Genomic DNA, 26,347 nt, shown 5'->3' on the forward strand with positions numbered 1-26,347 from the left:
TATGCTCCCTGCCCCAATGTGAGCAGGCCAAAATTCTTACACTCCGCACTTAGCAGCAAAAGTTATAAGCATTTCTTCATTGAGTGAAGTAATAAAAGTGATTGATAAAACAAGTGTTAAATCAATTACAGCTAAATTTCCCATAGCTACAATGTGTACATTTCTTGACTAGTAAGAGTTTAACTCTATCTTTCAATATTGGCAGCACTGCTTCTTCGAGCCTGGGGGACTTAAACCAGCGGAGACTCCTTGGACTTGGATGTGGAAAGGTAATTTTGCCATGTTCCAGCCAATAATCTTATTTTTGAAATTGTTCAGTAACACTGCTGTTAATTCCTGTCAGCTGAACAAGTTGGATTGCGTTACAGCTTTTAGGGGCAGCGGAGTCATGTGGCTTACTTTATATTTGTCAAAAATCATGTCTGGATTTGATTTCGCCCAAGCTGTTTAGCGCGATACATTTTACGATCAATCTCTACCAAGATGCTTTCTAAAGAGTGATTGTTGGTAAATTCAGACAGGCCGAGGCTAACAGTAACGTTAATCTGCATAGGGAAATTATTTGAATGGATTGCTGAAAATACCTTTTCTGCAATGCTTAATGCCATGTTTTGATCAGTATTTGGGCATACTATGACGAATTCTTCGCCACCCCATCGCCCTAGTGTGTCGGTATCTCGAATGGTCGCCTTGACGACTTGAGCAAGCCTTCTTAGGACCTGGTCCCCAACTTCATGCCCAAATGTATCGTTCACACGCTTGAAGTGGTCTATATCAAACATTAGAACGCTAAAAGGGCGATGGCCAAGCTGATAATTACTAACTTCGGTATGAAGCACTTCCATCATTTTGCGACGGTTGGCAATCGACGTTAGCTGATCCGTATGCGAAATGGTACTGAGTAGAGTATTTTTGTCTTTTAGCTCAATATTCTTCTTAATCAATGCCTTTTCAGTGAGTTTCTCAATGGCTTCCGAGATTTTGCCTATTTCGTTATTGGGAAACTCATATTTATCTAACTCATCTTTGCCTTCAGTAATCTCCTGTACCCTTTGCTGTAGACGCTTCAATGGTAAGATCAAATACCGACTTAAAACATAACTCATGAACCAGGTCGTGAAAAGAGATCCTAGTACTATCACCAATAACGTAGAGGCGATGGTTTTTACAATGGGTTGTCGAATGTCTGATAAATTAACTTCAGTGACAACAATCCATCCTAATTCATCGATACGATTGAAGTGAGCCAGTTTGTTATGTTCCCCGTTATTATAGGAAAGACTCCCTGAGGTGTTCATTTCCTTTGGAATGTGAGAAATGATTTCTTGATGAAGCGTATCGGGCAGCGTTTCATCAGGATGAATAAGTATCTTACCCTCAGTATCCATTACAAAGTTGTATATAGTGGGGTATTTCTCGTCTTTAACCGCCAGTGCTCGAACAATCGCATCCATTCCTGCATCGATGGAAATAACTCCGATAATCTTTTTTTCTGCATTTAAGAGCGTCTTTCCAAAGGATACAAGCCACTTTTTAGAATTGATATCTTGATAAGGGACTCCATCAGATATTAGAGGGTGGGATTTTATTGCTGCCTGATACCAAGGGCGAATGACAGCGTTAAAGTCCGAAGGAGGCGTGTAATTATTGATCAACAAAGAGCCATCTTCATACCCTGAAAAAATGTAATGTATATTGGGTATTGTGTTTTGCAGAACTTCAAACAGCTTTAGAATTTTTTCTTGAGTTTCTTGTTCACGATAGTGACTATGATCAGCGCCTGAAGCTGGGCTGCTAGTGTATTCAACGGCTTTACGCAAGGGGGCAACATAGCCTTCGATTAATGCTGTGACAGATCTATTTTTGTTGCGCAGTACTGATTCAGCATTATCGATGCCCTGCGTATACAAGAGGGAGGCAATACAAACGCTGATAATAACAATGGTCACTAAAGCTAAAATTGTTGTGATAGAAAAAATTTGGCGATGTAACTTTGATAGCTTTTTCATAGGAAGGGGTGAATTCGGCTGATTATCTGCTTCTGACGCTAAGATTTGTTTGAAAATCATTCTGATTGAAAATTGACCGATTCTATTCAAAGTACGCATGTGTTGTCTAGATATATTCTAAATAGGAGGAGCATTGATAATGCCAAACGGCAAATACGGTTCAGTGTTCCAAATGCTCTCTAAGAGTAAAGCACTATGTGTATTCATTGATCCTTTGAGTCTTCCTAGCAATTTGAATTTTCTCTAAAAAAGAATAAGCATCTTCTAATGTTTTTGTTGGCACTCTATTATTTTTATTAGAATCAATTCTGGCACTAAGTGATTCAAACATATTGAATGTTTTGTTCATTATAGCTTCGCCTTCCGGCGTGCCAGTCATGTCGGTGAAACTGCCGTTGCTGTTGGCTTTTAGAAGCGGCGGAGGTAAGAATGCCGAGCTCAAATCTGCCTCGCCTGCTTTCATTAGGTCATTGGCAAGAGCCATTGATTCTTTGTGGCTCATATTTTTTGGGTCAAATGATGTGGCCAATTCACGAATAAATGATTGGTTAGGCTGTATCTTGCCGTTAGCAGTTGTATGTGACGGCCTATTATTGTCGCTTTTTTGTGTTGGGGTTACCGCAACAGTAGCGATTGCATATCCGATTTGCATTTTTTGCCTCTATTGTCATTGATCATAAGCAACAGCAGCAATATGTGTGCCTAATACTACAAGGCCGAACTCGATCGGCTAAATAGACACCAGTCTAAACTTTGTTAGCTATGTCAAATTGCGACACCCAAGTGAATAAGGCTAAATGGGAGTTATCATGCGGATGATGAGCGGACAATTTCTTTGATCCAATAGGTTAAGGCTGTACGTATACAATGCAACGCGCTCAAAAATGCTTGCGGCAGGTTGCACCTATGACATTTCTTGTACGGCAACTTGGTTTTTAAATTTTAGTAGATCGTCAATCCATTGACCCTTCTCATATAAATAAATAATTAATTTATCAAATGCTTAGAAAAATTTAGTTGTTACATACAACTACAACCGTTCATTACCAAACGTTACCAATTTGCATCGCAAATGTGGATTACTAATCGAAATAGAAGCTGTATATTAGTTTTAACTGTTAGAGTTCTCATTGAAAGATGTAGGCTATAGGGGAAAGAGCATGAAAAAGTATTACCGCCTCACATTAGTTTTGAACACTGTATCGATAGTCATCGCTTTACTATTTACCATAGAAAACACAAATCTGCTGATCTTGGTTGTTGCGATGGTTGGACTGTTAGGTTGTCTGATAAAAATGGAGCGTTCGGCAAAAGAAAAATTCAACTTTTATGAGCAGGTTCTAGACACTATTCCCAACCCGCTTTCTGTTACTGATATGGATATGAAATGGACGTTTGTCAATAAAGCGGCTACTGATCCACTGGGGGTTAAACGAGAAGATGTGCTTGGGCAGCATTGCTCAAATTGGGGCGCAAATATCTGTAAAACTGAAAATTGTGGTGTGAACTGTCTAAGAAAGGGCAAACCAGTTACTCAATTTAACCAATGGGGTAAAGATTTCCGAGTAGATACTTTTTACATCCATAGTTTGGATGGTAAAGAGATCGGTCATGTAGAATATGTACAGGAAATCTCAGAGAAAGTCGCGCTGAAATCTGTGTATAAAGATGTTGATGATATCAGTGAGAGCCTAACAACTGGAGCAAAAGAGCTTAATGATGCTAGCCATGCGCTGACCGTTGGATCAAACCAGCAAGCAGTATCTATTACTCAAATCGGAAACTCGCTGAATGAGATTCTTAGTCAGGCTAATAACAATGCTGAGCGTGCATCCATGGCCAGAAACATATCGTCTGAAGCTAAGCGAGCTGCGGCCACAGCATCTGACGAAATTAGAGAACTTGAGCAAGCAATGCAAGAAATTAACCGCTCAAGTGAAGCTATCAGTGAAATTATTAATGTGATTGATGACATCGCGTCACAAACCAATCTTTTGGCGCTTAATGCTTCCATTGAGGCAGCTCGAGCAGGTGAAATGGGACGAGGTTTCGCCGTCGTGGCGGATGAAGTGCGATCTCTTGCTGAACGCAGTACAAAAGCCGCTAGTGAATCAGCGCAGTATATTCAGTCTTCTGTAGAAAATGTCGAAAAGGGCAATGCTATTTCCCAAAAATGTGTCTTGGCATTGGGTGAAATCGTTAAACACGTGGAATCTATTTCAAATACAATTGAAGCAATTGATAACGCTTCGCAAGGTCAGGCGATGGGACTGAGTCAGGTAAACTAGGGGATGTCAGAAATTGATCAGGTGATTCACTCGACAGCAGCCTCTGCAGAAGAGACTTCTCTTTCTGCTAAAGAGTTAACTGAACTTTCACTGAAGCTTCAAGCTCAGCTTGAAGGTATCAGAAAAATCGACGGGTTAATCGATGATGCTAATAAGAATGGCGTGAATCTTATAGAAGTTAAGAATGTAGCATAGCATTTCTTAGAAGATTTCTATGGTTGAACCAAGTAGGAAGCGATCAGCGGAAAAAGTGAACGGAACATACTAGGTTTCAACTGGTTACTTACTAAGTTAACAGCTCGATATATCACCTAATATATCGAGCTTTTTAGTGTCTTGGGGGAAGCTCCAAGTACTGAACTCTCATGTAAGGCCATCCTACCTATAACCAAATCCATACAAATTCCACGGTGACAGACACTTTTTGTTTCAATTAAGTGATCGTGCATCTGCTAGGTTATCATTATGATATAAAGATAATCATATAGGTTGTCGGCATGCACAAACATTGTTTCAATAAAATTTTAGAGTGGTTGCTTGGCAATAAAGATAACCCTTTTGAATACACTCATCATGCCGTATTACTGGTTGCGGTGGTGCTATACGCTTACGCAGCTTTCCTAAACTACTACTTAGACGTAGCCAACATTTACAACATATACCTTCAGGCTGCTATCTCATTGTTAGTCTTGATAATTTGGTACTTATCTCGCTGGAAAAACCAATTTCGAATGATGAGATTTGTTTTCATCTCAGTTATTTTGTTGGTATCTATGCCTGCAAATTGGATTGGCAACGGTGGGTCTGATGGCCCTACTTATATCATGATCTTCGGTTCGCTAATCTATCTCTCTGTTTCTTTCAAGGATTTAGGTGTCTACCGTCGTATCGGGCAATGCTACTGTATCCTAATTCCTATCCCGTTAATTTTTATTGAGCAGCATTATCCTGAGCTTATTTTTCGATATGGCACTGAAACACAAAAACAAATCGACCTGATGATAACATTTATCATCATTGGCCTCTTTTTAATATTTATGATGGAGAGTCTAGCGACTCGATTCAGGTTAGAAAAAGCTAAGGCGGAGCAGCTGTCAGAGCAGCTACGGGCTTTGTCAGAAGAGGACTCATTAACTGGATTGTATAATCGTAGGATTCTTGATAAAGAATATTCGTCATGGAAAAATCAAGGGCGGGTTTTTAGCTTAGCTTTGTTGGATTTAGATCACTTTAAAAAACTAAATGATCAATGGGGGCATAGCTATGGTGATGAAGTTTTAGTCATTTTTTCGGCTCTTCTGAAAGATATAGCGATACAAAATGAGGGAGTAGCGATAAGGCTTGGTGGTGAAGAGTTTGTGCTTTTACTGCCGTTATCATCAGATATAACACATCAAAAGCTGATCCAATTAGCAAAAAGATTAAGTAACACCCCCCTCAAGCATGGCCCAGTATCCTTTAGTGCAGGAGTTGCTCAAGATATGGAAACAGAGGGGCAATATGACCTGTTAAAGCGTGCTGACAACTTGATGTACTTGGCTAAAGAAAATGGTAGAAACCTGATTTGCAAGTAAAGGTCAAATAGTTTTCTAGCTACAGGCAACTCAACAGTACACTCGAACGCTCCGAACCTTGGCCTAAGGTGCGTGTTCAAATGCTAATCAGGCGCGTTGTTAACAGAGGTAGATGCTCTGTATCAAGAGCAGCTAAAAGGATCTCTAGCCACCATATTTGGTAATAAAAAATCTCTTTATGCGAAGTATTGCTGAGTGAGCTGACAAGAGAGTCGTAAAACAGATTTAAGAGTCACTATGAGTCGTTCAGAACGCTTGTTAACATTATTAGATTTATTACGGCAAAGCCGCCGACCTGTGACTGCACGACAGTTGGCACAACAGCTTGAAGTTAGTGTGCGCAGCATTTATCGCGACATCGCCACGCTTCAAGTGCAAGGTGCACAGATAGAAGGGGAAGCAGGATTGGGCTACCAAATGGCATCTGGCTTTTGGTTGCCACCATTGAACTTTACTGCTGAAGAGCTAGAGGCGCTCGTTTTAGGGATGCGTTGGGTGACTCGACAGGCGGATCCTGCGTTAGCACAGAGTGCTTCGACTTGCTTAGGGAAAGTGCTGTCCGAATTGCCAGCCGATTTAGCGGATAGAGTCATTCATAATACATTATTGGTTGGTCCGATATCGCCGCTCGCGGATGATGCGGATGTGGCCCAGCTACGCTCAGCGATTCAAGCTGAATTCAAAGTCGAGTTCGCTTATCAAGATCAAGTAGGACAGGGTAGTCAACGTATTGTATGGCCCATGGCACTGGGATATTTCCAAACCGCTCTTATGTTGATTGCTTGGTGTGAAACGCGACAAGATTTCCGTCATTTTCGGGTGGATAGACTTCAAGGTTTGACGGTGAATCAGCAGGCTCGTTATCCAACCCCAAGACGTGTGTTGATGAGTCAATGGTTTGAGCAGCAACAGATACCTAAACCGCTTCCTATTTAAGCCCAACGCTACTGACAAAAGCTGGCACTCAGCCGTTTTAAAATTTACTTCTTCTTAAAAACGAAAGGAGTAACGACATGATATTAAACGGCTTTGTGTTATACGTAGCGTCCCTCTCTCAAAGTATTAGCTTGTACAGTGAACTACTGCAGCAACCTCCTACAAGGCAATCAGATGACTTTGCCTTGTTTATGACGCCTGCGGGCCAAGCCTTGCGTTTGTGGCAGCAGGATCGAGTCATCCCTGCGACTGAGGCCTCTGCTGGTGGGGTAGAGATTGTTCTCAGTGTGGATAGCATCGCTGAGCTAGAAGCACAGTGGCTCCGTTGGCAGTCGCTTGGCCTAGAGCCCATTCAAACAATCGAAACACTGAGTTTTGGCGAGACGTTCACAATGATCGACTCCGACGGTCATCGAGTACGTTTGATGAGACTATCGGTGTGACTAGAGAAGTTTATATATCACTGAGTTAGACAATAGATAGTCGAAAAAGAAAGGGGTCAATGACCCCTTTCATGAGGATGTTTTAAGCCGGATCTTTTGCTTTGATAAACAACTCACCAACCTGTAGGTTGACGACTTCGACCAGCGTGTCTTTAGCGATGGGTTCGCTGGTGACTAAACGCCACTCAACGCCCATAAAGCGATAAATTACTCTCATATCAGGGGTAACGTCTTCGGGTAAGACAAAACTATGTCCTATCAGATCACTTTTTACGACGCTATGTTCAGGTGTCTGTTGTGCCCGCTTCATGATTGGCCACAAAACGGCCCCCGTTAGTAGTGTGAAGAGGGTGGTGCCAATCAAGGCCCATTGCCAAGTGGCTGGAATCCACTCCAAGTACATTGACAGTGAAGTCAGCAGTAATCCTAGCCCTACAAATAGCAGGACAAACGTGCTGATTCCCAGCACCAAAACTTCAATTGCGAGTAGTACTAGCCCCAGCACGGCAAGTACTTGAATGAGGTATGTGGCAATAAAGTTCATTATGCACGCTTATTCAATTGACTAATGATAGAGGTGGCTTGAGCCACCAGTGAGCTGGCTTCGGTTGCGCTATCAGGCAAAATAATCATTGAGGATTCTTTGGCGATCGCCTGTTTCGCTTCGATGGCTCTGGTCGCGAGGTCGAGCTGAATAGCTTTTTGACCGCTTTCAGTATTAGCGGCTTCACCTACGGTGCGTATGGCTTCGGCTCGGGCTTCGGCCACGGCAATAATCGCCTTAGCTTCACCTTCAGCTCGAAGAACCTGCTCTGCCTTATCCGCTTCAGCGGATAGAACGACCGATTGTTTAGCGCCTTCAGCACGGTTGATTGCCGCTTGGCGATCGCCTTCAGACTCTAAAATTTGTGCACGTTTGACACGCTCAGCTTTCATTTGCGCTTCCATCGCTTCCATAACGGATTGCGGCGGAATGATGTCTTTGATTTCGTAACGCAACACCTGGATGCCCCAAGGGCCTGAAGCTTCATTGATTGCGGAAACGATGTTGGTGTTTAGGGCGTCGCGCTCTTCAAAGGTTTTATCCAATTCCATCTTGCCTAGCTCAGAACGCATAGTGGTTTGTGATAATTGCGTCACAGCAAAGACGTAGTCATCGACACCGTAGGTGGCTTTGTATGGATCCAGTACACGAAAATACAGTACGCCGTCTACATGAAGTGAGATGTTGTCCTTAGTAATGGCACCTTGCTTAGGAACATCTACCGCTTGCTCTTTTAAAGAGCGATCGGCGCCGACTCGATCAATAAAAGGGATTAAGAAGTTTAAACCAGCTTCTTTAGTAGAGCGGTATTTACCAAAGCGTTCAATTAAGTAAGCTCGGTTCTGGGGTACAAAAATAATTGAAGATTTAAGCAGGATGATAGCGAAGATCAACAGTGCAACGGGCACGGTAAAAATGTTATCAAAGAGTAGTTCGATCATGTCCATGGTGTCAGGTCTTTCCTAGGTTAATAAACAAACAGCATGAGTGTACTGCGCTTATAACAGCAAAGATAGGCCAAAAAATGGTGTGCTTCATTATCATGTTCACAGGGAGGGATGAAGGTTATCGATGAATATCATCACGGAGTGACGAATGGTGGTTTGGCATGAGATAACTGAAATAAACATTGACTCGGTAAACTAATGTCTATATCTTAACCATCAGCAAGAAACACAGCGTCTTTTTACATCCTCCTTTGCGTAGCGTTATTCGTAGTTCTCCGTCCTGTAGTATTTAAAACTTTGTCTTTTTTCCACGCTATTCCGCCTATTTAAGGCACACTTATTTTTGATCTATAGGATAACTATTATGTCTACTACCACTACCGGCACTGTAAAATGGTTTAACGAAACTAAAGGCTTTGGCTTCATTCAACAAGAGTCAGGCCCAGATGTATTTGCGCACTTCAGTGCTATCGTAAGCTCTGGCTTCAAAACCTTAGCAGAAGGCCAAGCAGTTGAGTTCATTGTGACGCAAGGCCAAAAAGGCCCACAAGCTGAGAACATCGTAGCGCTATAATCAAAGCTGATTAAAGCGTTCTAAGAAAGGGGCTGCCGTAAGGTGGCCCCTTTTTTTTGCGTTGCAAACATTCATCAAATCGGTGCTTTACCGCGTTACGTGTTGTACGTCAGTCGCACGAAAAGGTTATGAAGTACTTAATTGGATCACTTTGTCTGTTCTGATCCAGTTCTCCTGATGAGAAGCGAATATTAGAGCTCCTTGGTAACCTTCCAATATCGCAGCCAATTGATCTTGGCTATCGAGATCAAGGTGGTTGTCTGTTTCATCAAGGATAAGCAGGGCTTCACTGCTTAAGAGGCTGATCAGGAGTACAGCAGCCTTCATGCGTTCACCGCCACTTAATTGGCAACAGGGTAGAAAAACATGATCCCCCCGTAGCCCAATAGTACCAAGAAAGGTTCGAACAGTGCTTGGACCAAGTTCAGGTAAGAGTTGTTGAAATAGCTCAAAAGTTGATGAGAATTGATCCAATATACTTAAATGCTGATCTAAATAGAGTGTTTTCCCATGAAGTATTAAATGGCCTGATGAAAGTTGTAACTCACCTTGAATACATTGAATTAAGGTCGATTTACCACTGCCATTAGGCCCTTCCAGACGCAGACGCTCGCCACGGTCAAGTGAAAGGGTAATAGGCGTTCTATCGCCATAGGGCAATATACCTTCTATGATGTCGAGTACACGATGCTTTCCTTTAGGTTGACTTGATAGCGAGAGCTTTAAATGGCAAACATTGGTTTGCTGGCTTTGATGTTGATGTAAATTAGCCGTAAGGGATTGATGTCGCTGCTCAGCCAACCGCTTTTGTGCACCATTGTGTACTTGTGCTTTGTCCTTCTTTCGATCGAGTAAAAGCTTGGACTGGCTTCCTGTCTGGCGCTTGGCTTCACCCTTACGTTGGCGTTGCTCGGCCTTCTGCTCACGGGCTTGTTGCGCTTGTCGCTCCTTTTTCAGTCTGTTTTTAGCGTCAAGGATAGCGTTTTTCCTGTCCTCATGCTGTTTAATGAGTAGGCTTCGAAGACTCTCAAAGTTGGTGTTATAGGGGGTGATGCCATGTTCATCCAACACTAAAAATCGCTGAACACTCCGTAGGAGCTGGCGATCATGACTGACCAAAAGAACTGCGCTGTTAGTTTTCTGTAGTTCGCCAATAAGCCATTGAGTGCTGGCTTGATCGAGGTGATTCGTCGGTTCATCTAGTAGCAAGACATCGGGTGCCTGTTTCAGTAAACCAACAAGGCGAGTTTTGGCTCGCTGACCACCGCTCAGTTGCTGCAGTGGCTGAGTGAGTTCCAGCGGTAGGTTGGCTTCTTTTAACCACTGCTTTGCTCGCTCGATGACATCCCAATGATGCTCAAGTAAATCGATATCCGTATTAAAAAGTGTTCCATTTTCAACGCGATTTAGCGCATCAAAATACTGCCCAAGCCCTAAAGCATCAATCACCCGAAGGTCGTGGACTTCATCGACGGAAATCTGTTGATAAGTTTGAATTGTTCCGCAAATGTTGACGCCAGACATTTGGTTCGCAATGCACTGAAGTAGGGTAGATTTTCCGATACCGTTACGCCCAATAACCGCGCTAATGCGATCACTTTGGGAACAACTAAAGGATAGATTTGAAAATAGCGCATCGCCATTTGGCAATGCATAGGATAAATTAGATATGACCAGCATAACACGCTCACTTGGAAACCTTTGGCTTCCTACCTTGATTCAACAGTTATAGAAAAGTTGGAAAAAGGCTTAATTGTTCACGGCGCGTTACGCTCCTCTTCTAGTGGTAAGATGAAGCTAGTTTAGATCAGCGTAATAGTCGCTGCAAGCTCAATAGAATTCACCCCTTCCTGGCATAGGTAACTTGAGACGTGGAAGGGGTCATAAGTAAGCACACATTATTAAGGGACTTATCAATGCGCTTAACACAACTTTATCTCGCTTTATGCTTCATAGGAGTAGCGGCTCCATTGAGTCAATTTATACCTTGGGTAATGGAGCATGGTATCAATATAGGACTACTCATCACAGAGCTGTTCAGCACGCGAATTGGTGCGTTCTTTGGTTTGGATGTGATTGTTTCTGCCGTAGTGCTGATCGTTTTCATTTTGCATGACAGTAAGAAATCAGCCATCTCAAACGCATGGCTGGCAATTCTTGCTACCTTAAGCATTGGCGTATCATTAGGCTTGCCACTGTATCTATACATGCGTGAACGAAATAACCTAACAAACAAATGATGATGCATTAGTAGGATGAAGAAATGAGTAAGGGAACATTAACATTTTTCTGCGGCAAAATGGGGGCGGGTAAATCTACCAAAGCACAAGCATTCGCAGCGCAAACTAAAGCAGTATTGCTGAGTGAAGACGAGTGGCTCGCGGCGCTGTATCCGAACCAAATTACCTCCATATCCGATTATGTAGAGTACACCAACCGATTGAAGCCTAAAATTAAGTCGTTAGTGCAATCTATCCTGTCCGCCGGCGCTAATGTGGTAATGGACTTTCCTGCTAATACGCTAGGTCAGCGAGATTGGTTTCGAAGCATCTTTACGGAGATCGAAGCACCGCACCAAATGATTTACATAGAAGCGACGGATGCGATCTGTCTAGAGCGTATTGCTAAAAGGCGTGAGCAACAGCCGGAGCGTAGGGCAACTGACACGCCAGAAATGTTTGCTCAGATGTCACAGTATTTTGTGGTGCCGACGGCCGACGAAGCCTTCAACATCGTGACAAGCTCTTAGCTAATCACCTAGAACAAGCCTGTGCCAGATTATCACCGCTTTAAATGATCGACTTGACGTTGTGCTAGGGGCGAGTACTTTTGTCTATTGAAACCGAAAAAAAGCTTATAAATGTGGTGAAAATGTGGTGTTTATATAGCTTTGCCGAACAATTGCTTATTTCAGTAGTCAATCCCTTTAACGATTGAGGAAAGAGTTATGTTGATTAAAAATAAGAAACGTTCTGATTGTTCTGAAAATGAGGTGACGGATCAGTCGGTGTATCTTAACCGACGTCAGTTTATGAAGGTCACAGCAGGCACCGCGTTAGGACTGGGTGTTGGTAATGCTTTCGCTGCGCTACAGCCGGGCAACCCTTTGGCACCGCCAGAGTCATTGCAAAATGCCTTTGACAACATTGCTGAAACTTCCTTTGGAAGCGGCGAAACCGTTACCCCTTATGATGTCTCTACCTCCTACAACAACTTTTATGAATTTGGCTATGGCAAAGATGATCCTGCAAAAAGAGCAGGGTCTTTGCAAACACGCCCTTGGAGTATCACAGTCGAAGGTGAGGCAGAAGTTACCGGCGTGTTTGATCTGGAAGACATCATCAAAGAAGCTGCTCTAGAAGAACGTATCTACCGACTTCGCTGTGTCGAGGCTTGGTCAATGGTTATCCCTTGGGTCGGGATACCGCTAGCTGATGTGCTGAATAAATTCAAACCTACCTCCAAAGCTAAATACGTTTACTTTGAAACGCTTTACGATCCAAAGCAAATGCATGGGCAACGAGGCGGTTCCATCGATTGGCCTTATCGAGAAGGCTTGCGTATCGACGAAGCCATGAATCCTTTGGCGTTACTCAGTGTGGGAATGTACGGTAGCATATTACCCAATCAAAACGGCGCCCCCGTTCGACTTGTTCTGCCGTGGAAGTACGGTTTTAAAAGCATCAAATCCATCGTCAAAATACGTTTTGTTGAGAAGATGCCTACGTCTACTTGGATGCAGCTTGCACCGAATGAATATGGTTTTTATGCCAACGTAAATCCGCAGGTGGATCATCCACGTTGGTCGCAAAAAGAAGAGCGCCGGTTGCCCAGTGGTGTGATTTTTCCTAATGTGATTGAAACCCAAATGTTCAATGGTTACGAAGAAGAAGTGGCTGATTTGTACGCTGGCATGGATCTGAAGAAGTATTACTAACGTGAAAGCATTTTGGGATCGCAAAGAAAAACCATACGTACTAATCGTATTTTTATTACCATTTTTATGGATGCTTGGTTCGCTGTTAATGGGCCAGTATTTTCCTGATCCAGGTAAGCTACTAATGCGATTAAGTGGTATTTGGGCTTGTGTATTTGTAGCGGCGGCTTTGTCTGTCACGCCGCTGATGAAAATCAAACGCTTTAATTGGCTGGTACGTTATCGTCGATTTGTTGGACTCTCTGCGTTTTTCTACTCCATGCTACATCTCGTGATTTATTTGTTGCTGTTTGCGGGCCTTAGTTGGCGCTGGATACGCTCAGATTTGGTTGAAAAGCCTTATATCTATGCTGGGGTATTCGCATTGTTGGTTCTCTTAGCGCTCGCCATTACTAGTACCAAGAAAATGATGAAACGACTTGGGCGTAATTGGAAGCGTCTGCATCGGCTGATCTATCTCGCCACCATTGCCATCGTGCTACACCTATGGTGGCAAGTGAAGGGGGACACCTCCCTAGCGGTGATCTTTACTGTTGTCTTTGTAATGCTCTTAGGCCTTCGACTGATTAGCAATAGAAAAAAACTAAAGAAAACGATAGTAAGTGCAACCATTTAGCCCTATTAGCTTTGCAGGACGTGTGATCAAATTGGCCTTTATAGAGTGGGTATGACAGCCCATAGAAGAAAGCTAAGCAATCCAACAGAATTCTGTACATTCGATTACAGAATATTACAGCACACTCAGATCAATTAAATACAATTATAGTTCTACTCGACTAACAGCAAGCAAACGTCGTTAAGCAGAGCCTCTTCAATCTATTGTGTGCTTTGTAATAACACTGTGGCCATGTATTTGAACTGGTATAGGACTAGCACCGATGAGTGACTTAATAGATCGCCGAAGCTTTTTACGAACCCTTGGAGCAGGGGTCGCCTTGTCAACCGCAGCGCTTAAAGCCCCCTATGTTTATTCGAAGAAGGTCATTACCTTGAGGGTCATGGGAACCCATGTCACCTTGCAAGAAGAGTTGCGCCAAAGGGCAATGAAAGAGTTAGGTATAAATCTTGAATTCACGCCTATGGGAGATGCTGCGTTGCTACAAAAAGCAGCCTCTGATCCGAGTTCTTTTGATTTGTATGAGCACTGGTCTGATTCGATCAATATCTTGTGGCAAGCGGGTTCGATTCAACCGCTTGAGACGGATCGATTACGTTATTGGCATGAGGTTAATAACTTGACTAAAACAGGTAAGTTAACAGATAACTCTCATATCGGAGCTGGGGATGCACCGAATAAAATCATTTATGTGCAACCTGATGGTTCTCTCGGCTCTAATCCCACAAGGCAACTCAGTTTTATGCCCTATGTTCATAACGTGGACTCGTTTGGCTATAACACTCAACATATCCCTGAAGGTGTCGCTTATGAAACTGAGTCATGGTCGTGGCTGCTAGACGAACGCAACCAAGGCAAAGTAGGGCTTGTTAATGCACCGACTATTGGAATTTTTGATGCGGCGCTGGCGGCGCAAGCACAAGGCCTAATGACATTTAGTGATATTGGTAACATGACGATCGTGGAAATCGATCAACTGTTTGAAATTCTGCTTACGAAGAAGAGACAAGGCCATTTTGCAGGCTTTTGGACATCGGTTCCTCAGTCTGTAGAGTTTATGAAAACTGATCGTGTGAATATTCAAAGTATGTTTTCGCCTGCTGTCAGTGCCTGTAGAGGGCAAGGAATCCCCGTTGTTTATGCGGCGCCAAAGGAAGGATATCGAGCTTGGCATGGTGTCATGTGTTTATCCTCCAATGCTAGCGAAGAAGTTAAAGATGCCGCTTATGAATATATGAATTGGTGGCTGTCAGGCTTCCCAGGTGCATTTATTGCGCGTCAAGGGTATTACATCTCTAATCCTCAGCGCAGCCAAAGTTTGATGTCCCAAGCGGAGTGGGACTACTGGTATGAAGGTAAAGAAGCTGTCACGGATCTAAGAGGCACGGATGGCAATATTTCTGTGAAAGCGGGTGAGTTAAGACACGGCGGTAGCTATACTACACGACTATCAAACATTGCCGTATGGAATACGGTAATGCAGAATTACGACTATAGTTTAGATAAATGGTTCGAGTTACTAAACGTTTAAGGGATAAATGTGTTTTCTATTTTTGCTCGTTCTATCGCAGCTAAAGTTGCTTTAGCATTCAGTTTCGTGGTTGTGACACTGGTGACCAGTTACATTGTTATGGCTGAGCGTCTCGATACCATCGGCGAGGCAATGGATAATATAACTGAAATTAATAGTTATACCACTTCGATTATACGTATTAACAAAGATATCATCGAAATCCAGCGAGATGTGTCAGTTTATAGTTTGTCCGGTAGTGATGCTGTATTCGAGAAAATTAATGAAAACTTCAGTGATATAAAGAAACGACTGGATAATTTATCTGATAGGAAAAATTTAAAAGACGAAGAGCAACAACAATATATCGATGCCTTATCTATATTGGTTTTTCAGTTAGGCGATAATTTGAAAATTTTATCCTCTCTTTATAAATCAAGAGAACAATTAATTGATGTCGTATTGGAGGAAATATATCAATCAGCTGTGAAAGAGCTAAGTATATTGGAGGAAAAATCCTCTAATATAGAAGATAAGTTGAGGTTTGTAGAAGAAACTAATAAATGGCATACTCTTCACCGTAACGCCTGGCTGTTTTTGTCGAAGAAAGATTATAAAAGAAAAAAAGAAGTTGATATTATTTTCAAGGAAATGGCTTCGAGTCGATTGCTTAGTAATGCAGATGCTTCCTTAAAGTTAAATGCATTGTTAAACGACTATCAACAGTCTTTCGTTAAGAGTGTTCAAATCAACCGAAACTACTTCAACCTTGTTAATGTGGTTATGGCTGGTGATGCTATCGAGTTTGGGGCATTAGCAAATATGTTAATGAATCGATCACAATCACGACTAAAAGAAATAAAAAATAAATCTAATGCTGTTATATTTGATACGGAGAGCATTCTTAATATTTTGAGTATTTCGATTATTTTATATCTTTTTCTTCTGGCTTATTTTTTCCATGTCCATATTAGTAAAGCTATTACTCGACTAACGGCCAGCTTTAGTCGATTTCTTAGTGGTGATCTATCAGCGCCAATATGTCATACACATCGAAAAGATGAAATTGGTGTATTGGCTCAGGCGGCAAGCCGATTCCGCGATATGAGTAAGGATTTAGACAAGCAAAAGCAAGCGGCTGAGCATACATCCAAAGTAAAATCAGAGTTTCTGGCGAATATGAGTCATGAGATTCGTACACCAATGAATGGTATCTTGGGTATGGCATCACAGCTCTCCCACACGCAGCTAGCTGAACCGCAAAAGGAAATGCTCGATATAATTACCTCATCTGGTGAGAGCTTGCTCATCATTATTAATGATATTTTAGACTTGAGTAAGATTGAAGCTGATAAAATAGAGCTTGAGAAGCGTCCTGTCAGCTTGACGGATTTACTCAAAAATATAGAGCCTTTGTTCAAGGGGCAAGCCGCAAAAAAAGGAATAAAATTATCTGTGAAGGCTAGCTCAAAAGATGAAAATATTCTTTTTATGGCTGATGAAACGAGAATTAAGCAAATACTAATTAATTTGGTTGGTAACGCCATTAAATTTACTAATGCAGGGGAGGTCGACTTAACTGCTCAAGTGAGAATGGGGACAGATAAAATAATTACTCTATTGTTTAGTGTGACTGACACCGGTATTGGTATTGAGGCAGGAAATATCGATAAGCTGTTTGATGCTTTTTCGCAGGCAGATACCTCGATTACAAGAAAATTTGGTGGAACGGGTTTAGGGCTAACCATTACTAGTAAGCTGCTCCAGCTTATGGGGTCTAAGCTTGAAGTAGAGAGTGAAGTGGAAAAAGGATCGAGATTCTTTTTTGAAATTAAGGCGGAACGATGCTCTTCAGAAAAAAATAACCTTCAAAATGAAGTTGACTTCTCTCAATCTGAGACTGGTGATTATTCAGGTTTGAATATACTGATTGCAGAAGATAATAAGACCAATCAAATTGTGATAAGAGGGTTCCTCAATAAGCTAAAAGTTGGTTCAATCACTGTAGCGGAAGATGGTGAGCAGGCGATAAATTTTTGCAAAAACCAAGCTTTTGATCTTATTTTCATGGACATGCAAATGCCTAATATTGATGGCCTCCAAGCAACTGTTGAAATCAAAAGGTTGGAAAACTATCGCATTGTTCCCATTGTCGCATTAACGGCCAATGTACTTGAAGATGATAAGAAACGCTGTTTAGATGCCGGGATGTGCGACTTCGTCGGCAAACCTGTTAATCTTCTTCAGCTTGATAAAATTCTAGAAAAGTGGTCTTCGTCAACCTGATAGGCCTGTCCGACATACCCTGCTTGAAGTTGCCTGTAAGCGTCTTTTGATCTGCTCATGCATTCCATCTCGAAGACTACTTTGAAATAATAGAAAACTGATTAGATACAGGTGGGTTGTGCTAAGGCAAGCTCATTAGGCTCAATGCAGCATAGTATTTATTGAAATATGGAAATGAATAAGTAGAAAGGCATCTAAAATGGATAAAATACTTAATAAGTATTGTCCTCGCACGGGGAAACGAGTGACAAGCGATTCATTAACTTACTATCGTGGTTATATCGTCGGTTTTTTTAATCCTAGCTGTAGGGATGATTTTGCCAACAATAAGGAGAATTGTCCGAAGGATACCAACTATTTTGATGTGCTCATAAAAGAGACTCAATCTTAGTTGCTACTTCGGATGAAGGCTTAAGTTTTCACTTCAACTCTTCAATATTCGTCAAGATCCACGCACTATTATGCTTGGTGAAGCCAATTTTTGGATAATATTCCACCGCTTGCGGTGCAGACAATAAAATGAGGGAACAATTATCAGGCAGAGCTTCTTTAGTCATTCGCACCAAGGTCTTGCCAATTCCTGATGACTGTAAGGATTCATCTACAGCTAAGTCTGATAGGTAACAACAAAAGGCGAAGTCTGTCACTGATCGTGCTACACCCACTAAGTTCGCCCCTTGCCAAGCAGTAATCAATAAGTTGGCATTCGTTAGCATAGCCTCAACGGTGTCTAATTGATCTAATGGCCGACGTGCTCCAAGGGTGGTTTTCGATAACAATTCAATAAACTGCATGGCAGTGATGGACTCATTAACTTTGTACTTAATAGATTGATCTGTAGACGAGTTATCATTCATAAAGGGGCTACCTTGACGATACGAATAAAGGACAAGCATAAATCAGTTTATGAGCTTATAATATTACTATTTTGCTATTTCATAGATGCTCAACTAGCTTTAAAAAGTGATTGATCCTGTGTTAATCATTACATCCATCACAGTATTTATGAGAGTACTATTGAGGATGGTGGAATTCATATAATCGACCAAGCAAAGTGCTTAGTCTTTTAAGATATTGACTCCAGATACTCTGAAACACGTATTACTTTCTATTTAGTGAAAGTTTTTGGAGGTAGTCATGGGAGACGTTATTGATATTAAGGAGTATCTAAGCTCAGTACCTGATGACAATGAGCTTAAGATCGCTTTACTGAAATCACTAGACGCTATGCCGGTAGAGCTTTCTGATGCAGAAAGACAAGAGGTATACCAATATGCGAAAGGATTATGGACCCAAGTTAAGAAAATGGAAGCTGATTCCCTTAAATCCTTCACCCTTGAAATTCCTTGTACGGCAGAGCAGCGAGAGCTACTTAACATACAGCTGAATGAATGCATCCATTTTTTGATCAATCCTAGAACTAAGATGATTAATAATTTGGTGGCTGAGTTAATTGTTGGGAAAATTAAGGAGATCCAAGTCCGGCAATTGTTGATGGAGTGAAATTGTAGCTTACAATCTTGAAACGGTATGACTCTACAACACAATTCGATAGACTACCTTCTTATCCGTTTGACATCTTTTCCTGTAACTAGGCAAGCCTATCATTATGAGTTATTCAGCGCAGTTCTCCACTCAGCAAGAGCAACGTTCTACGTTAACGGGAGTGATGTTATGTATCGCTGCCATGATGGCATTTGCTACTCAGGATGCGTTTACGAAAGTTATCGTTCAGGAAATGACGGTTGCGCAAGTGGTGATGGTACGCTATTGGGTATTTGCCATCTTTGCCGTTGTTTGGGTGACCCGCACGGGCACTTTGCGCAGAGCACTTCCAACCGCTTCGTTTAGGTTGCAGCTGTTCCGATCATTATTATCACTCGCTGAGATCGCACTTTTTAATTTAGCATTGCGCTATCTAGGCTTAGCAGAGTCTCATGCTTTGATGGCAGTATTCCCACTGGCAGTCATTGCTTTGGCTGCACCCGTGCTAGGAGAAAGAGTTAGCATTAAGTGCTGGTGCGCTGTGGGAGTAGGGTTTGTTGGTACGTTAGTGATTTTACGGCCAGGCTTGAGTGTATTTGACACCTATTCGATTATTCCTCTATTAGCTGCCTTATGCTTTGCCGGATATCATGTGGTGACTCGTAAAGTAAGTGCTTTAGGAGATAGCTTTAACACTAATGTGTTATATATGGCGCTGATCGGTTGTTTGGTCACGACGCCGGTTGGTATTTCAGCATGGCGAGAGCCAGCACTCATGGAATGGGGCTGGTTAGCGATTATTTCAGCATTAAGTGTTGCGGCGCAGTTGTTGTTAGTGAAAGCGCTTGAATACGCTCCTGCATCTTTACTACAGCCGTTTAATTACAGTTTGTTGGTGTTTGCGACCTTAATCGGCCTGTTTGCATTTGGTGAGTTTCCCGACACTTGGACCGTTATCGGTGCGTCTGTCATTATTATGAGTGGTCTGTATTCTATTCGCGGACAGCGTAAATAATGTGAACGCCATTCTTCCCAGATAATGCTGCTCGGACCATGGAAAATATTTTTGTCATAATTATTTTCTTTTTCCCCTGATCTAAAGCAATCATTTATAGGATTTAATGGGTGCTCACTGTCATCCAGTGTTCACTTTCTTGTTAAAAGCGTATTTTAAAAACTAACTAGAGCAACACAATTGCTCGGTTTCATGAAAAATATGATAGACAAGGAAGCAACATGAGTTCGAACCCATTTAAAATTGTAGTCATTGGTGGTGGAAACGCTGGTTTAGAGTTGCTTGATCGACTCTTTAAAGCTGAGTTTGTTGAGATTTTAGGTGTGGCGGATACCAATCCTCAGGCACCGGGGATACTGTTAGCAAAAGAGCATAATATCCCTGTAACGACAAATATGAATGATTTGCTAGAAGACAGTTCTCAGATCGACATTTTGATTGATGTAACGGGTATCAAAGAAGTACGAGACTCTTTGCGTCATCACATGCAAGAAAGTGGTAATCATCATACCGTAATCATGCACGAACGTATTTCGGCGCTCTTGATATCTCTGTTTAATGGCATGATGGTACCAACCAAAGCTAGTGATGAATTTTACTAAGCTCAAGCAACTAAGTCCTAGCGTGAATTCTTATTTTACAGCTTGGTCTTATTTCTTACTGTAAATCAGTTAAATGCCGAAGATTTATGGAACCCTCGTCTCACATTTGAGGTTCAGGTGTTCCTCAACCATACTGAAAGTACACTCACCAACCGAATGTGACAGAGCAACACGCTCTGAACGAGGAGGGGTTGAAATGTACCGTAAAATAATGGTTCCAGTGGACTTAGGGCACATAGAAAGACTTGAAAAAGCGTTAAAAACCGCTGCAGATATGGCGAAAACTTACAATATACCGATTTGTTATGTAGGCGTTAATAGTTCAGCGCCTAGTAACGTAGCGCACAGCTCAAACGAGTTTGAGGAAATGATAAAAGTTTTTGCGAGGGAGCAAGCTGAAAAGTACATGTTGGATAATGTCACTGCTGTGGCGTATAGCATCCCGGATCCAACAGTAGATTTGGATGCAACTTTGATCAAAGCGGAGAAAGAGAATGGTGTTGATCTTGTAGTGATGGCATCACATGTGCCTGGCCTTTCAGATCATATCTTTGCCTCTAACGCGGGTTATGTTGCCAAGTATTCAAAAGTGTCTGTTTTAGTTGTTCGTTAGTTACAGTGTACGTTATACATTACAATAAATGCTTATTAAGGGCTTTGGTGGTTTTACCAAAGTCCTTTTTTATTGGAGCAAAAAGTTGACACGAAACTTTACTGCTTACTTGCATTTCTGTGACACCTTTTGAAACAAGATTTAGTTAGCATAAGTGATCATTATAATTTATGACTAAAGGTAGATAATGGCACGTATTATTGAGCAAGCATTGACTTTAGGTGTGATGGGGCTGGTTCTGTTAACCTCGGTATTTTCAGAGTTTAGTTATTGCATGGACGATCCTTTTGAATCAGAAAAGAGAAGTTTGGAATAAGAATTAATTGTGCAATATTTATGTATGTTGTGGGGGCGAATCTAATTATTTAATTTTGATCCGAATTCATTATCTCTTCGTAATACATAATCAAAATGTAATATTTTGTTGATTTATGTTTCTATATTGGTTATTTCTTGATCTCAATGCAGATTAACCAAACCTTTTTTATAGGTTGAAGAGGATCTTATGACGGATAGATATCGTGTTTTGTTGCCTGAGAAGTTTTCTTTTGAGCATTATGAATGGTTTCGTGGCATTTATAATGAGGCGATAATCGCTTGTAAGCCCGTTGAGCTCATCTGTAGCAAAGTGACTTTTTTAGACTCGGCTGCGCTGGGGATGATCGCGTCGTTTCATAAAGGGCTTAAAAGCGTGTCGAACAATGATTTGTTTGTTAGTTCACCTAGCATGTACTGTGATGAACTGTTTCAACTTGCCAATATGTACGGTCGTTACATACATTTACAGCCTGTTTCGTAGGCTGTAAATGTATGCGACTGAGTTCTACCAGCTTGCCTTTACAGAGAAATACAATATTTAACATGATGACCAGTGAAATTTGGCTTAATCAAGGAGAAAGTAACCTAGTATAGTCAGGCTGCCTGATGAAAGGGATATTTCGTCCCGTTTGCGGAGTTGTAGAACATGAAACCTAATAATCGAGAATCTCGACACTGTATTGCCTCGATCACAGAAGCGTTTCTGTCTTCTTCATTAGGTGCTCCCTTGTTTATTCTTGATCCAAGCCAGGATCTAGAAGTCGTTTTTACCAATCCCCCTGCTAGGCGTTACTTTGACTTATCAGACGATCCTTCGTGCCATTGGTTTATCGAAAAGTGGCCTAAGGGTATAAGTGCTCAATGGCGCCAAGCCTTTGTTGAGCAAGTTCGTCGTGAACAGAAGTCATACCAATTGATTCCCGAAGCTATTCAGAAGATCAAAGCGTCTTCCCAAGAAATGTGTTTTATATGGTTTGATGCGCAAGGGGCGTCATTTATCGCCGCGGTGATTTTAAATTCGGACACGCATGTTTTGGGGAATTTTGAGCCCAAGGCGATCCAAAATGCTTTAGAGCTAGGGGATTTCTATCATTCGATTCTGGATAGTTTACATGATTCAATAGGCCTATTTGAATTCGATGATCAAAACTCATTACGTGTGGTGTGGTTAAATGAGCGTGCCATGCGTTATGTGTCACCGAGAACCTCTGTGGAAGGGGAGCTGGTTTCGTGCTTGTTATTTGATTCCATTAAATCTAGCTGGCTTGGTTTAGAGAACACGTTAATAAATTCCACTGAGAGTGTTTCTTGTAGCTTCATGCTGGGACGTGAGGCAAGCGACAACGTTTTTGAGATCTATTTTTATCCAGTCCAGCTGCTGAATAAGAGCAAGAGAAAGCAGTTTATTGCGACTTGGTATAATGTCACCAAACTTTATCAAAAAGAGCGTGCCGAGACGCAGCAGCGACAAGACTTCTACAATTTAGTAGAAAACTCTCCTGATGTCATAGTTCGTTACGATGTGTCAGGTCGACGCACCTATGTCAATCGCAGCTTCGAGCTTTCAACTGGTTTGACGCGTGATAAAGCGATTGGTAAACGGCCATTGGAATATGCAGGGATTGGTGCCAGCGCCGCAAAAATACAAAGCAATGTCCTTAAGGCTGTGACAACCGGTATGCCAGTGACCGAGCGAGTTTTGATTGATGTAAAGGGCCGGGACAACGTCATACATGAGATTCGCTGCATCCCAGAATTTGATAAGCAAGGAACAACCACGGGAGTGTTGTTGGATGCGCGTGACTTTACCGATCAAGAACTAGCCATCCAACAAACCGAAAACAGTGAGCTTAAATTTCGGACATTGGTCGAAAACTCTCCTGATTTTATTAGCCGTTACGACTTAAATTGTCAGTTGTTATATGGCAACCCAGCTCATACCAAATTGTTCGCTTGTCCAATAGAGCAAATGCTTGGACAAACGCCCACACAATTGATCACTTATCTGCATCAACGTTTTGGTCACAGTGCACCGGAAAATGTCTCTATATTAGAAGATACAATCAAAGAAGTTATTTGCACGAAGCTAAGTGGTGAGTGTGAAATTTCTTCGCCAACAGCTCTAGGACAAGTGTTTAGTTATGTCTCAATAACGCCAGAGTTTAATCTTGAGGGGGAGTTAAGTTCTGTGCTCGTGGTCGGCCGAGATTTAACGGAGTTGAAAGCGTTTCAAGAAAAAGTGAACTATCTATCAAAGCATGATCCGCTAACAGGGTTGCCAAATCGAGTGGATTTGCTAGAAAAGGTTAGTTCGCAGTTAAGACAAACATCTTCAAGCTCGTATAAATTTGGTTTGCTGGTGATAGGCGTTGACCACTTTAAGAGCATTAATGACAGCTTCGGTTATGAGTATGGTGATAGTGTCCTAAAAGCGCTCGCTTTGAGACTGCAGACAGTGGTCCCTAAATCTTCATATCTAGCACGCATCGGTGCAGATGAGTTCGGCATTTTAGTGGCGAAAGTCATAGATCGTATAGGCTTTAGTTTCGAGGCGGCAAGAATCCGAGAAGCTTTATCCTTGCCGATTCGCGTCAATGGTCAGGAAATTGTTGTTTCGGTGAGTATTGGTGCGTGTATTTATCCTGATGACGCTCAGGAGATTGAAGATCTAGTGCGTTACGCAGACTCGGCATTATTTGCTGCGAAATCATCTCAGCGTGGCAGTATATGTTTCTACTCAAATGAGTTAACCGAGCGAGCTGTGGAACGCATGGAGATTCGAAGTTCACTACGATCTGCATTAAAAAATAGAGAGTTTTGCGTCTATCTCCAACCCAAAATTTGTCTTAATGATGGCAAAATGATGGGGGCTGAAGCATTGGTGCGCTGGCATCATCCAACTCGTGGATTACTAATGCCTGACCTGTTTATACCGATCGCTGAAGAGCTGAATTTAATCTCAGAAATTGACATGCAAGTGCTTGATGAACTCTGTCGCTACCTACATGTCTGGCAAGCGAAGTTGTTGCCCGAGCAAGGTTTTGCAGTCAACCTTTCTGCTCTTCAGTTTTATCGTGAAGATCTATTGAGCACAATTCAAGAGGTCATGCAGAGACGGCAATGTATACCAGATAACTTGGAATTAGAAATTACCGAAGGGGTGTTACTTGTTCACTGCGAGCATTTGTCGCAGAAAATTCATCATCTAAAGCACTTAGGTTTCACCTTAGTGTTGGATGATTTTGGCACGGGCTACTCGTCATTGAGTTATTTGTCTCGTTACCCAATTGATGTGTTAAAAATTGATCGCTCATTTATAAGAGACATGAATCATTCGTCAGCGAGCCAAGTTTTGGTAAAGACAATTGTCTCGATGGCGCAAAACCTTAACATGAAGGTGGTTGCAGAGGGTGTTGAGGAAACAAAACAAGCTGAGTTGCTGAGTAGCTATGGTGTTAAGTTGGCGCAGGGGTTTTTGTATTCCCGCCCCATTCCAATTGCGCAATTCGCGCAACAGTATGATCTCCCTACACCTAATTAACGAATACTATAAGGTAGCGCTATATGATGCTATTGGCGCTAAAACCTATTTAAACTGAACAATAAGTTAATATTATCATTTTGGTAAATTTCCAACATAACTGGCATAAAAGCCTTTTGTTACTTTGGTTCAGGGCAAAGTGGTGACGAAATGTTGTTACTTTAGTTAAAATTGATGGGTTTTTACATGTATGCCTATTTCCGACTGATTACGCCAGAAACTAGGCCGTTTTAGGAGTCTTCCCATGGCCACCCCGTCACAACACGATCTTCGTAAAGACTTTCGTGCTTTGCTTGAAAGTAATAACTGTTACTACACAGCATCAACATTTGATCCTATGTCTGCACGTATTGCAGAAGACCTTGGCTTTGAGGTGGGTATTCTTGGTGGCTCTGTTGCGTCCTTGCAGGTTCTGGCCGCGCCAGACTTTGCTTTGATTACGCTTAGCGAATTTGTTGAGCAGGCTACGCGCATTGGCCGTGTGGCACGCCTGCCAATCATTGCCGATGCCGATCATGGTTATGGTAATGCGCTTAATGTCATGCGTACTATTACCGAACTTGAACGAGCAGGTGTGGCAGCATTGACGATCGAAGACACCCTTTTGCCTGCGAAATATGGCCACAAATCGACGGATTTGATTCCGTTAGATGAAGCCATAGGTAAAATCGAAGCTGCCTTAGAAGCTCGTATTGACCCAACCATGTCGATCATCGCTCGTACTAATGCCGGTCAGTTAACAACCGAACAAACCATTGAACGTGCTAAAGCTTATGAAGCGGCGGGGGCCGATGGTATTTGCATGGTTGGAGTGAAAGACTTTGAGCACCTAGAAGCCATCAGCGCCCACGTGACAGTTCCTTTGATGCTAGTTGCTTATGGAAACCCTGAATTAAATGACCGTGAGCGTTTAGCGAAAAATGGTGTGCGTATTGTGGTAAACGGCCACGCTGCTTATTTTGCGGCGATCAAAGCGACATATGATTGTTTACGTGAACAGCGTGGTATTGCAGAAGGTAAGTTAAATGCCTCTGAATTATCTGAGCGTTATTCTACTTTAGAAGAAAGTCGCGAATGGGCTCGTAGATTTATGGATGTAAAAGAATAGG

The 26,347-nt window shown here is 42.1% G+C and carries 26 protein-coding genes; 20 read left to right on the forward strand and 6 right to left on the reverse strand.

From position 1 onward, the window contains the following. Positions 1 to 416 precede the first annotated feature (416 nt). Entirely contained in the window at positions 417 to 2,108 is a 1,692-nt protein-coding gene (locus ASC49_RS05735; protein ID WP_055462270.1) for a sensor domain-containing diguanylate cyclase, read from the reverse strand. 94 nt (positions 2,109 to 2,202) lie between these two features. Continuing rightward, positions 2,203 to 2,661, reverse strand: a complete 459-nt coding sequence (locus tag ASC49_RS05740) for a hypothetical protein (protein WP_055462271.1) — start codon at positions 2,659 to 2,661, stop codon at positions 2,203 to 2,205. 508 nt (positions 2,662 to 3,169) lie between these two features. Between ASC49_RS05740 and ASC49_RS20160 the strand changes: the two genes are divergently transcribed. The 5 genes from ASC49_RS20160 (at position 3,170) to ASC49_RS05765 (ending at position 7,250) form a co-directional block, all read left to right on the forward strand. Then, positions 3,170 to 4,297, forward strand: coding sequence for a methyl-accepting chemotaxis protein (locus ASC49_RS20160; RefSeq protein ID WP_055462272.1), 1,128 nt, complete (start codon positions 3,170 to 3,172; stop codon positions 4,295 to 4,297). 3 nt (positions 4,298 to 4,300) lie between these two features. Beyond that, positions 4,301 to 4,492 (forward strand): hypothetical protein, encoded by a 192-nt coding sequence (locus ASC49_RS05750; RefSeq protein ID WP_055462273.1) that lies wholly within the window; start codon positions 4,301 to 4,303, stop codon positions 4,490 to 4,492. Positions 4,493 to 4,794: 302 nt separating this feature from the next. Continuing rightward, positions 4,795 to 5,871, forward strand: coding sequence for a GGDEF domain-containing protein (locus tag ASC49_RS05755; protein ID WP_055462274.1), 1,077 nt, complete (start codon positions 4,795 to 4,797; stop codon positions 5,869 to 5,871). Between the two features lie 237 nt (positions 5,872 to 6,108). After that, on the forward strand, positions 6,109 to 6,807 hold the full coding sequence (locus ASC49_RS05760) for a helix-turn-helix transcriptional regulator (RefSeq protein ID WP_055462275.1): 699 nt from the start codon (positions 6,109 to 6,111) through the stop codon (positions 6,805 to 6,807). Positions 6,808 to 6,884: 77 nt separating this feature from the next. Next, the gene (locus tag ASC49_RS05765) at positions 6,885 to 7,250 is read left to right on the forward strand and encodes a VOC family protein (RefSeq protein WP_055462276.1); all 366 of its coding nucleotides are present in this window, start codon (positions 6,885 to 6,887) and stop codon (positions 7,248 to 7,250) included. Between the two features lie 82 nt (positions 7,251 to 7,332). On the opposite strand, the gene ASC49_RS05770 is transcribed toward ASC49_RS05765, so the two are convergent. Together ASC49_RS05770 and ASC49_RS05775 are read right to left on the reverse strand one after the other, a co-directional pair. After that, entirely contained in the window at positions 7,333 to 7,794 is a 462-nt protein-coding gene (locus tag ASC49_RS05770) for an NfeD family protein (RefSeq protein ID WP_055462277.1), read from the reverse strand. Continuing rightward, positions 7,794 to 8,741 carry an SPFH domain-containing protein gene (locus ASC49_RS05775; RefSeq protein ID WP_141656805.1) on the reverse strand — a complete coding sequence of 316 codons (948 nt, stop codon included), beginning with the start codon at positions 8,739 to 8,741 and terminating at the stop codon, positions 7,794 to 7,796. The genes ASC49_RS05770 and ASC49_RS05775 overlap by 1 nt, the downstream gene beginning before the upstream one ends. 364 nt (positions 8,742 to 9,105) lie before the next feature. Between ASC49_RS05775 and ASC49_RS05780 the strand changes: the two genes are divergently transcribed. Next, a complete protein-coding gene (locus ASC49_RS05780) occupies positions 9,106 to 9,315 on the forward strand; it encodes a cold-shock protein (protein WP_055462278.1) in 210 nt (69 codons plus the stop codon). 126 nt (positions 9,316 to 9,441) lie between these two features. Here the strand turns inward: ASC49_RS05780 and ASC49_RS05785 are convergent, their stop codons facing one another. After that, positions 9,442 to 10,995: an ATP-binding cassette domain-containing protein gene (locus ASC49_RS05785; protein WP_055462279.1), complete on the reverse strand. Its 1,554-nt coding sequence runs from the start codon at positions 10,993 to 10,995 to the stop codon at positions 9,442 to 9,444. A gap of 236 nt (positions 10,996 to 11,231) precedes the next feature. On the opposite strand from ASC49_RS05785, the gene ASC49_RS05790 reads away from it, so the two are divergent. The 6 genes from ASC49_RS05790 (at position 11,232) to ASC49_RS05815 (ending at position 17,664) form a co-directional block, all read left to right on the forward strand. Further along, positions 11,232 to 11,555: a DUF2834 domain-containing protein gene (locus tag ASC49_RS05790; protein ID WP_055462280.1), complete on the forward strand. Its 324-nt coding sequence runs from the start codon at positions 11,232 to 11,234 to the stop codon at positions 11,553 to 11,555. 23 nt (positions 11,556 to 11,578) lie between these two features. Then, positions 11,579 to 12,064, forward strand: a complete 486-nt coding sequence (locus ASC49_RS05795) for an AAA family ATPase (RefSeq protein ID WP_055462281.1) — start codon at positions 11,579 to 11,581, stop codon at positions 12,062 to 12,064. A gap of 198 nt (positions 12,065 to 12,262) precedes the next feature. Continuing rightward, positions 12,263 to 13,252: a protein-methionine-sulfoxide reductase catalytic subunit MsrP gene (gene msrP, locus ASC49_RS05800; protein WP_055462282.1), complete on the forward strand. Its 990-nt coding sequence runs from the start codon at positions 12,263 to 12,265 to the stop codon at positions 13,250 to 13,252. Position 13,253: 1 nt separating this feature from the next. Beyond that, complete coding sequence (locus ASC49_RS05805; protein WP_055462283.1) at positions 13,254 to 13,868, forward strand: protein-methionine-sulfoxide reductase heme-binding subunit MsrQ; 615 nt, start codon at positions 13,254 to 13,256, stop codon at positions 13,866 to 13,868. 262 nt (positions 13,869 to 14,130) lie between these two features. Further along, positions 14,131 to 15,399: an ABC transporter substrate-binding protein gene (locus tag ASC49_RS05810; protein ID WP_055462284.1), complete on the forward strand. Its 1,269-nt coding sequence runs from the start codon at positions 14,131 to 14,133 to the stop codon at positions 15,397 to 15,399. A gap of 9 nt (positions 15,400 to 15,408) precedes the next feature. Continuing rightward, complete coding sequence (locus ASC49_RS05815; protein ID WP_055462285.1) at positions 15,409 to 17,664, forward strand: ATP-binding protein; 2,256 nt, start codon at positions 15,409 to 15,411, stop codon at positions 17,662 to 17,664. A 419-nt stretch (positions 17,665 to 18,083) separates the two neighbouring features. On the opposite strand, the gene ASC49_RS05820 is transcribed toward ASC49_RS05815, so the two are convergent. Continuing rightward, positions 18,084 to 18,521: a GNAT family N-acetyltransferase gene (locus ASC49_RS05820; protein WP_055462286.1), complete on the reverse strand. Its 438-nt coding sequence runs from the start codon at positions 18,519 to 18,521 to the stop codon at positions 18,084 to 18,086. Positions 18,522 to 18,801: 280 nt separating this feature from the next. Here ASC49_RS05820 and ASC49_RS05825 point away from each other — a divergent pair, with 280 nt between their 5' ends. From ASC49_RS05825 to ASC49_RS05855, 8 genes are all read left to right on the forward strand, one after another. Then, entirely contained in the window at positions 18,802 to 19,167 is a 366-nt protein-coding gene (locus tag ASC49_RS05825) for a hypothetical protein (protein WP_055462287.1), read from the forward strand. Positions 19,168 to 19,273: 106 nt separating this feature from the next. After that, positions 19,274 to 20,164, forward strand: coding sequence for a DMT family transporter (locus ASC49_RS05830; protein ID WP_055462288.1), 891 nt, complete (start codon positions 19,274 to 19,276; stop codon positions 20,162 to 20,164). A gap of 221 nt (positions 20,165 to 20,385) precedes the next feature. Next, positions 20,386 to 20,766, forward strand: a complete 381-nt coding sequence (locus ASC49_RS05835; protein WP_055462289.1) for a Gfo/Idh/MocA family oxidoreductase — start codon at positions 20,386 to 20,388, stop codon at positions 20,764 to 20,766. A gap of 196 nt (positions 20,767 to 20,962) precedes the next feature. Beyond that, positions 20,963 to 21,379 (forward strand): universal stress protein, encoded by a 417-nt coding sequence (locus ASC49_RS05840; protein ID WP_055462290.1) that lies wholly within the window; start codon positions 20,963 to 20,965, stop codon positions 21,377 to 21,379. A gap of 187 nt (positions 21,380 to 21,566) precedes the next feature. Further along, a complete protein-coding gene (locus ASC49_RS20165) occupies positions 21,567 to 21,695 on the forward strand; it encodes a hypothetical protein (protein ID WP_281175772.1) in 129 nt (42 codons plus the stop codon). A gap of 189 nt (positions 21,696 to 21,884) precedes the next feature. Beyond that, a complete protein-coding gene (locus ASC49_RS05845) occupies positions 21,885 to 22,178 on the forward strand; it encodes an STAS domain-containing protein (RefSeq protein WP_055462291.1) in 294 nt (97 codons plus the stop codon). Positions 22,179 to 22,343: 165 nt separating this feature from the next. Further along, positions 22,344 to 25,238 carry a sensor domain-containing protein gene (locus tag ASC49_RS05850; protein WP_055462292.1) on the forward strand — a complete coding sequence of 965 codons (2,895 nt, stop codon included), beginning with the start codon at positions 22,344 to 22,346 and terminating at the stop codon, positions 25,236 to 25,238. A 244-nt stretch (positions 25,239 to 25,482) separates the two neighbouring features. Then, the gene (locus tag ASC49_RS05855; protein ID WP_055462293.1) at positions 25,483 to 26,346 is read left to right on the forward strand and encodes an isocitrate lyase/PEP mutase family protein; all 864 of its coding nucleotides are present in this window, start codon (positions 25,483 to 25,485) and stop codon (positions 26,344 to 26,346) included. The last annotated feature ends 1 nt before the right edge of the window (position 26,347 follow it).

It is taken from the genome of Marinomonas fungiae, assembly GCF_001418205.1.
GTDB classification, from domain to species: Bacteria; Pseudomonadota; Gammaproteobacteria; order Pseudomonadales; family Marinomonadaceae; genus Marinomonas; species Marinomonas fungiae.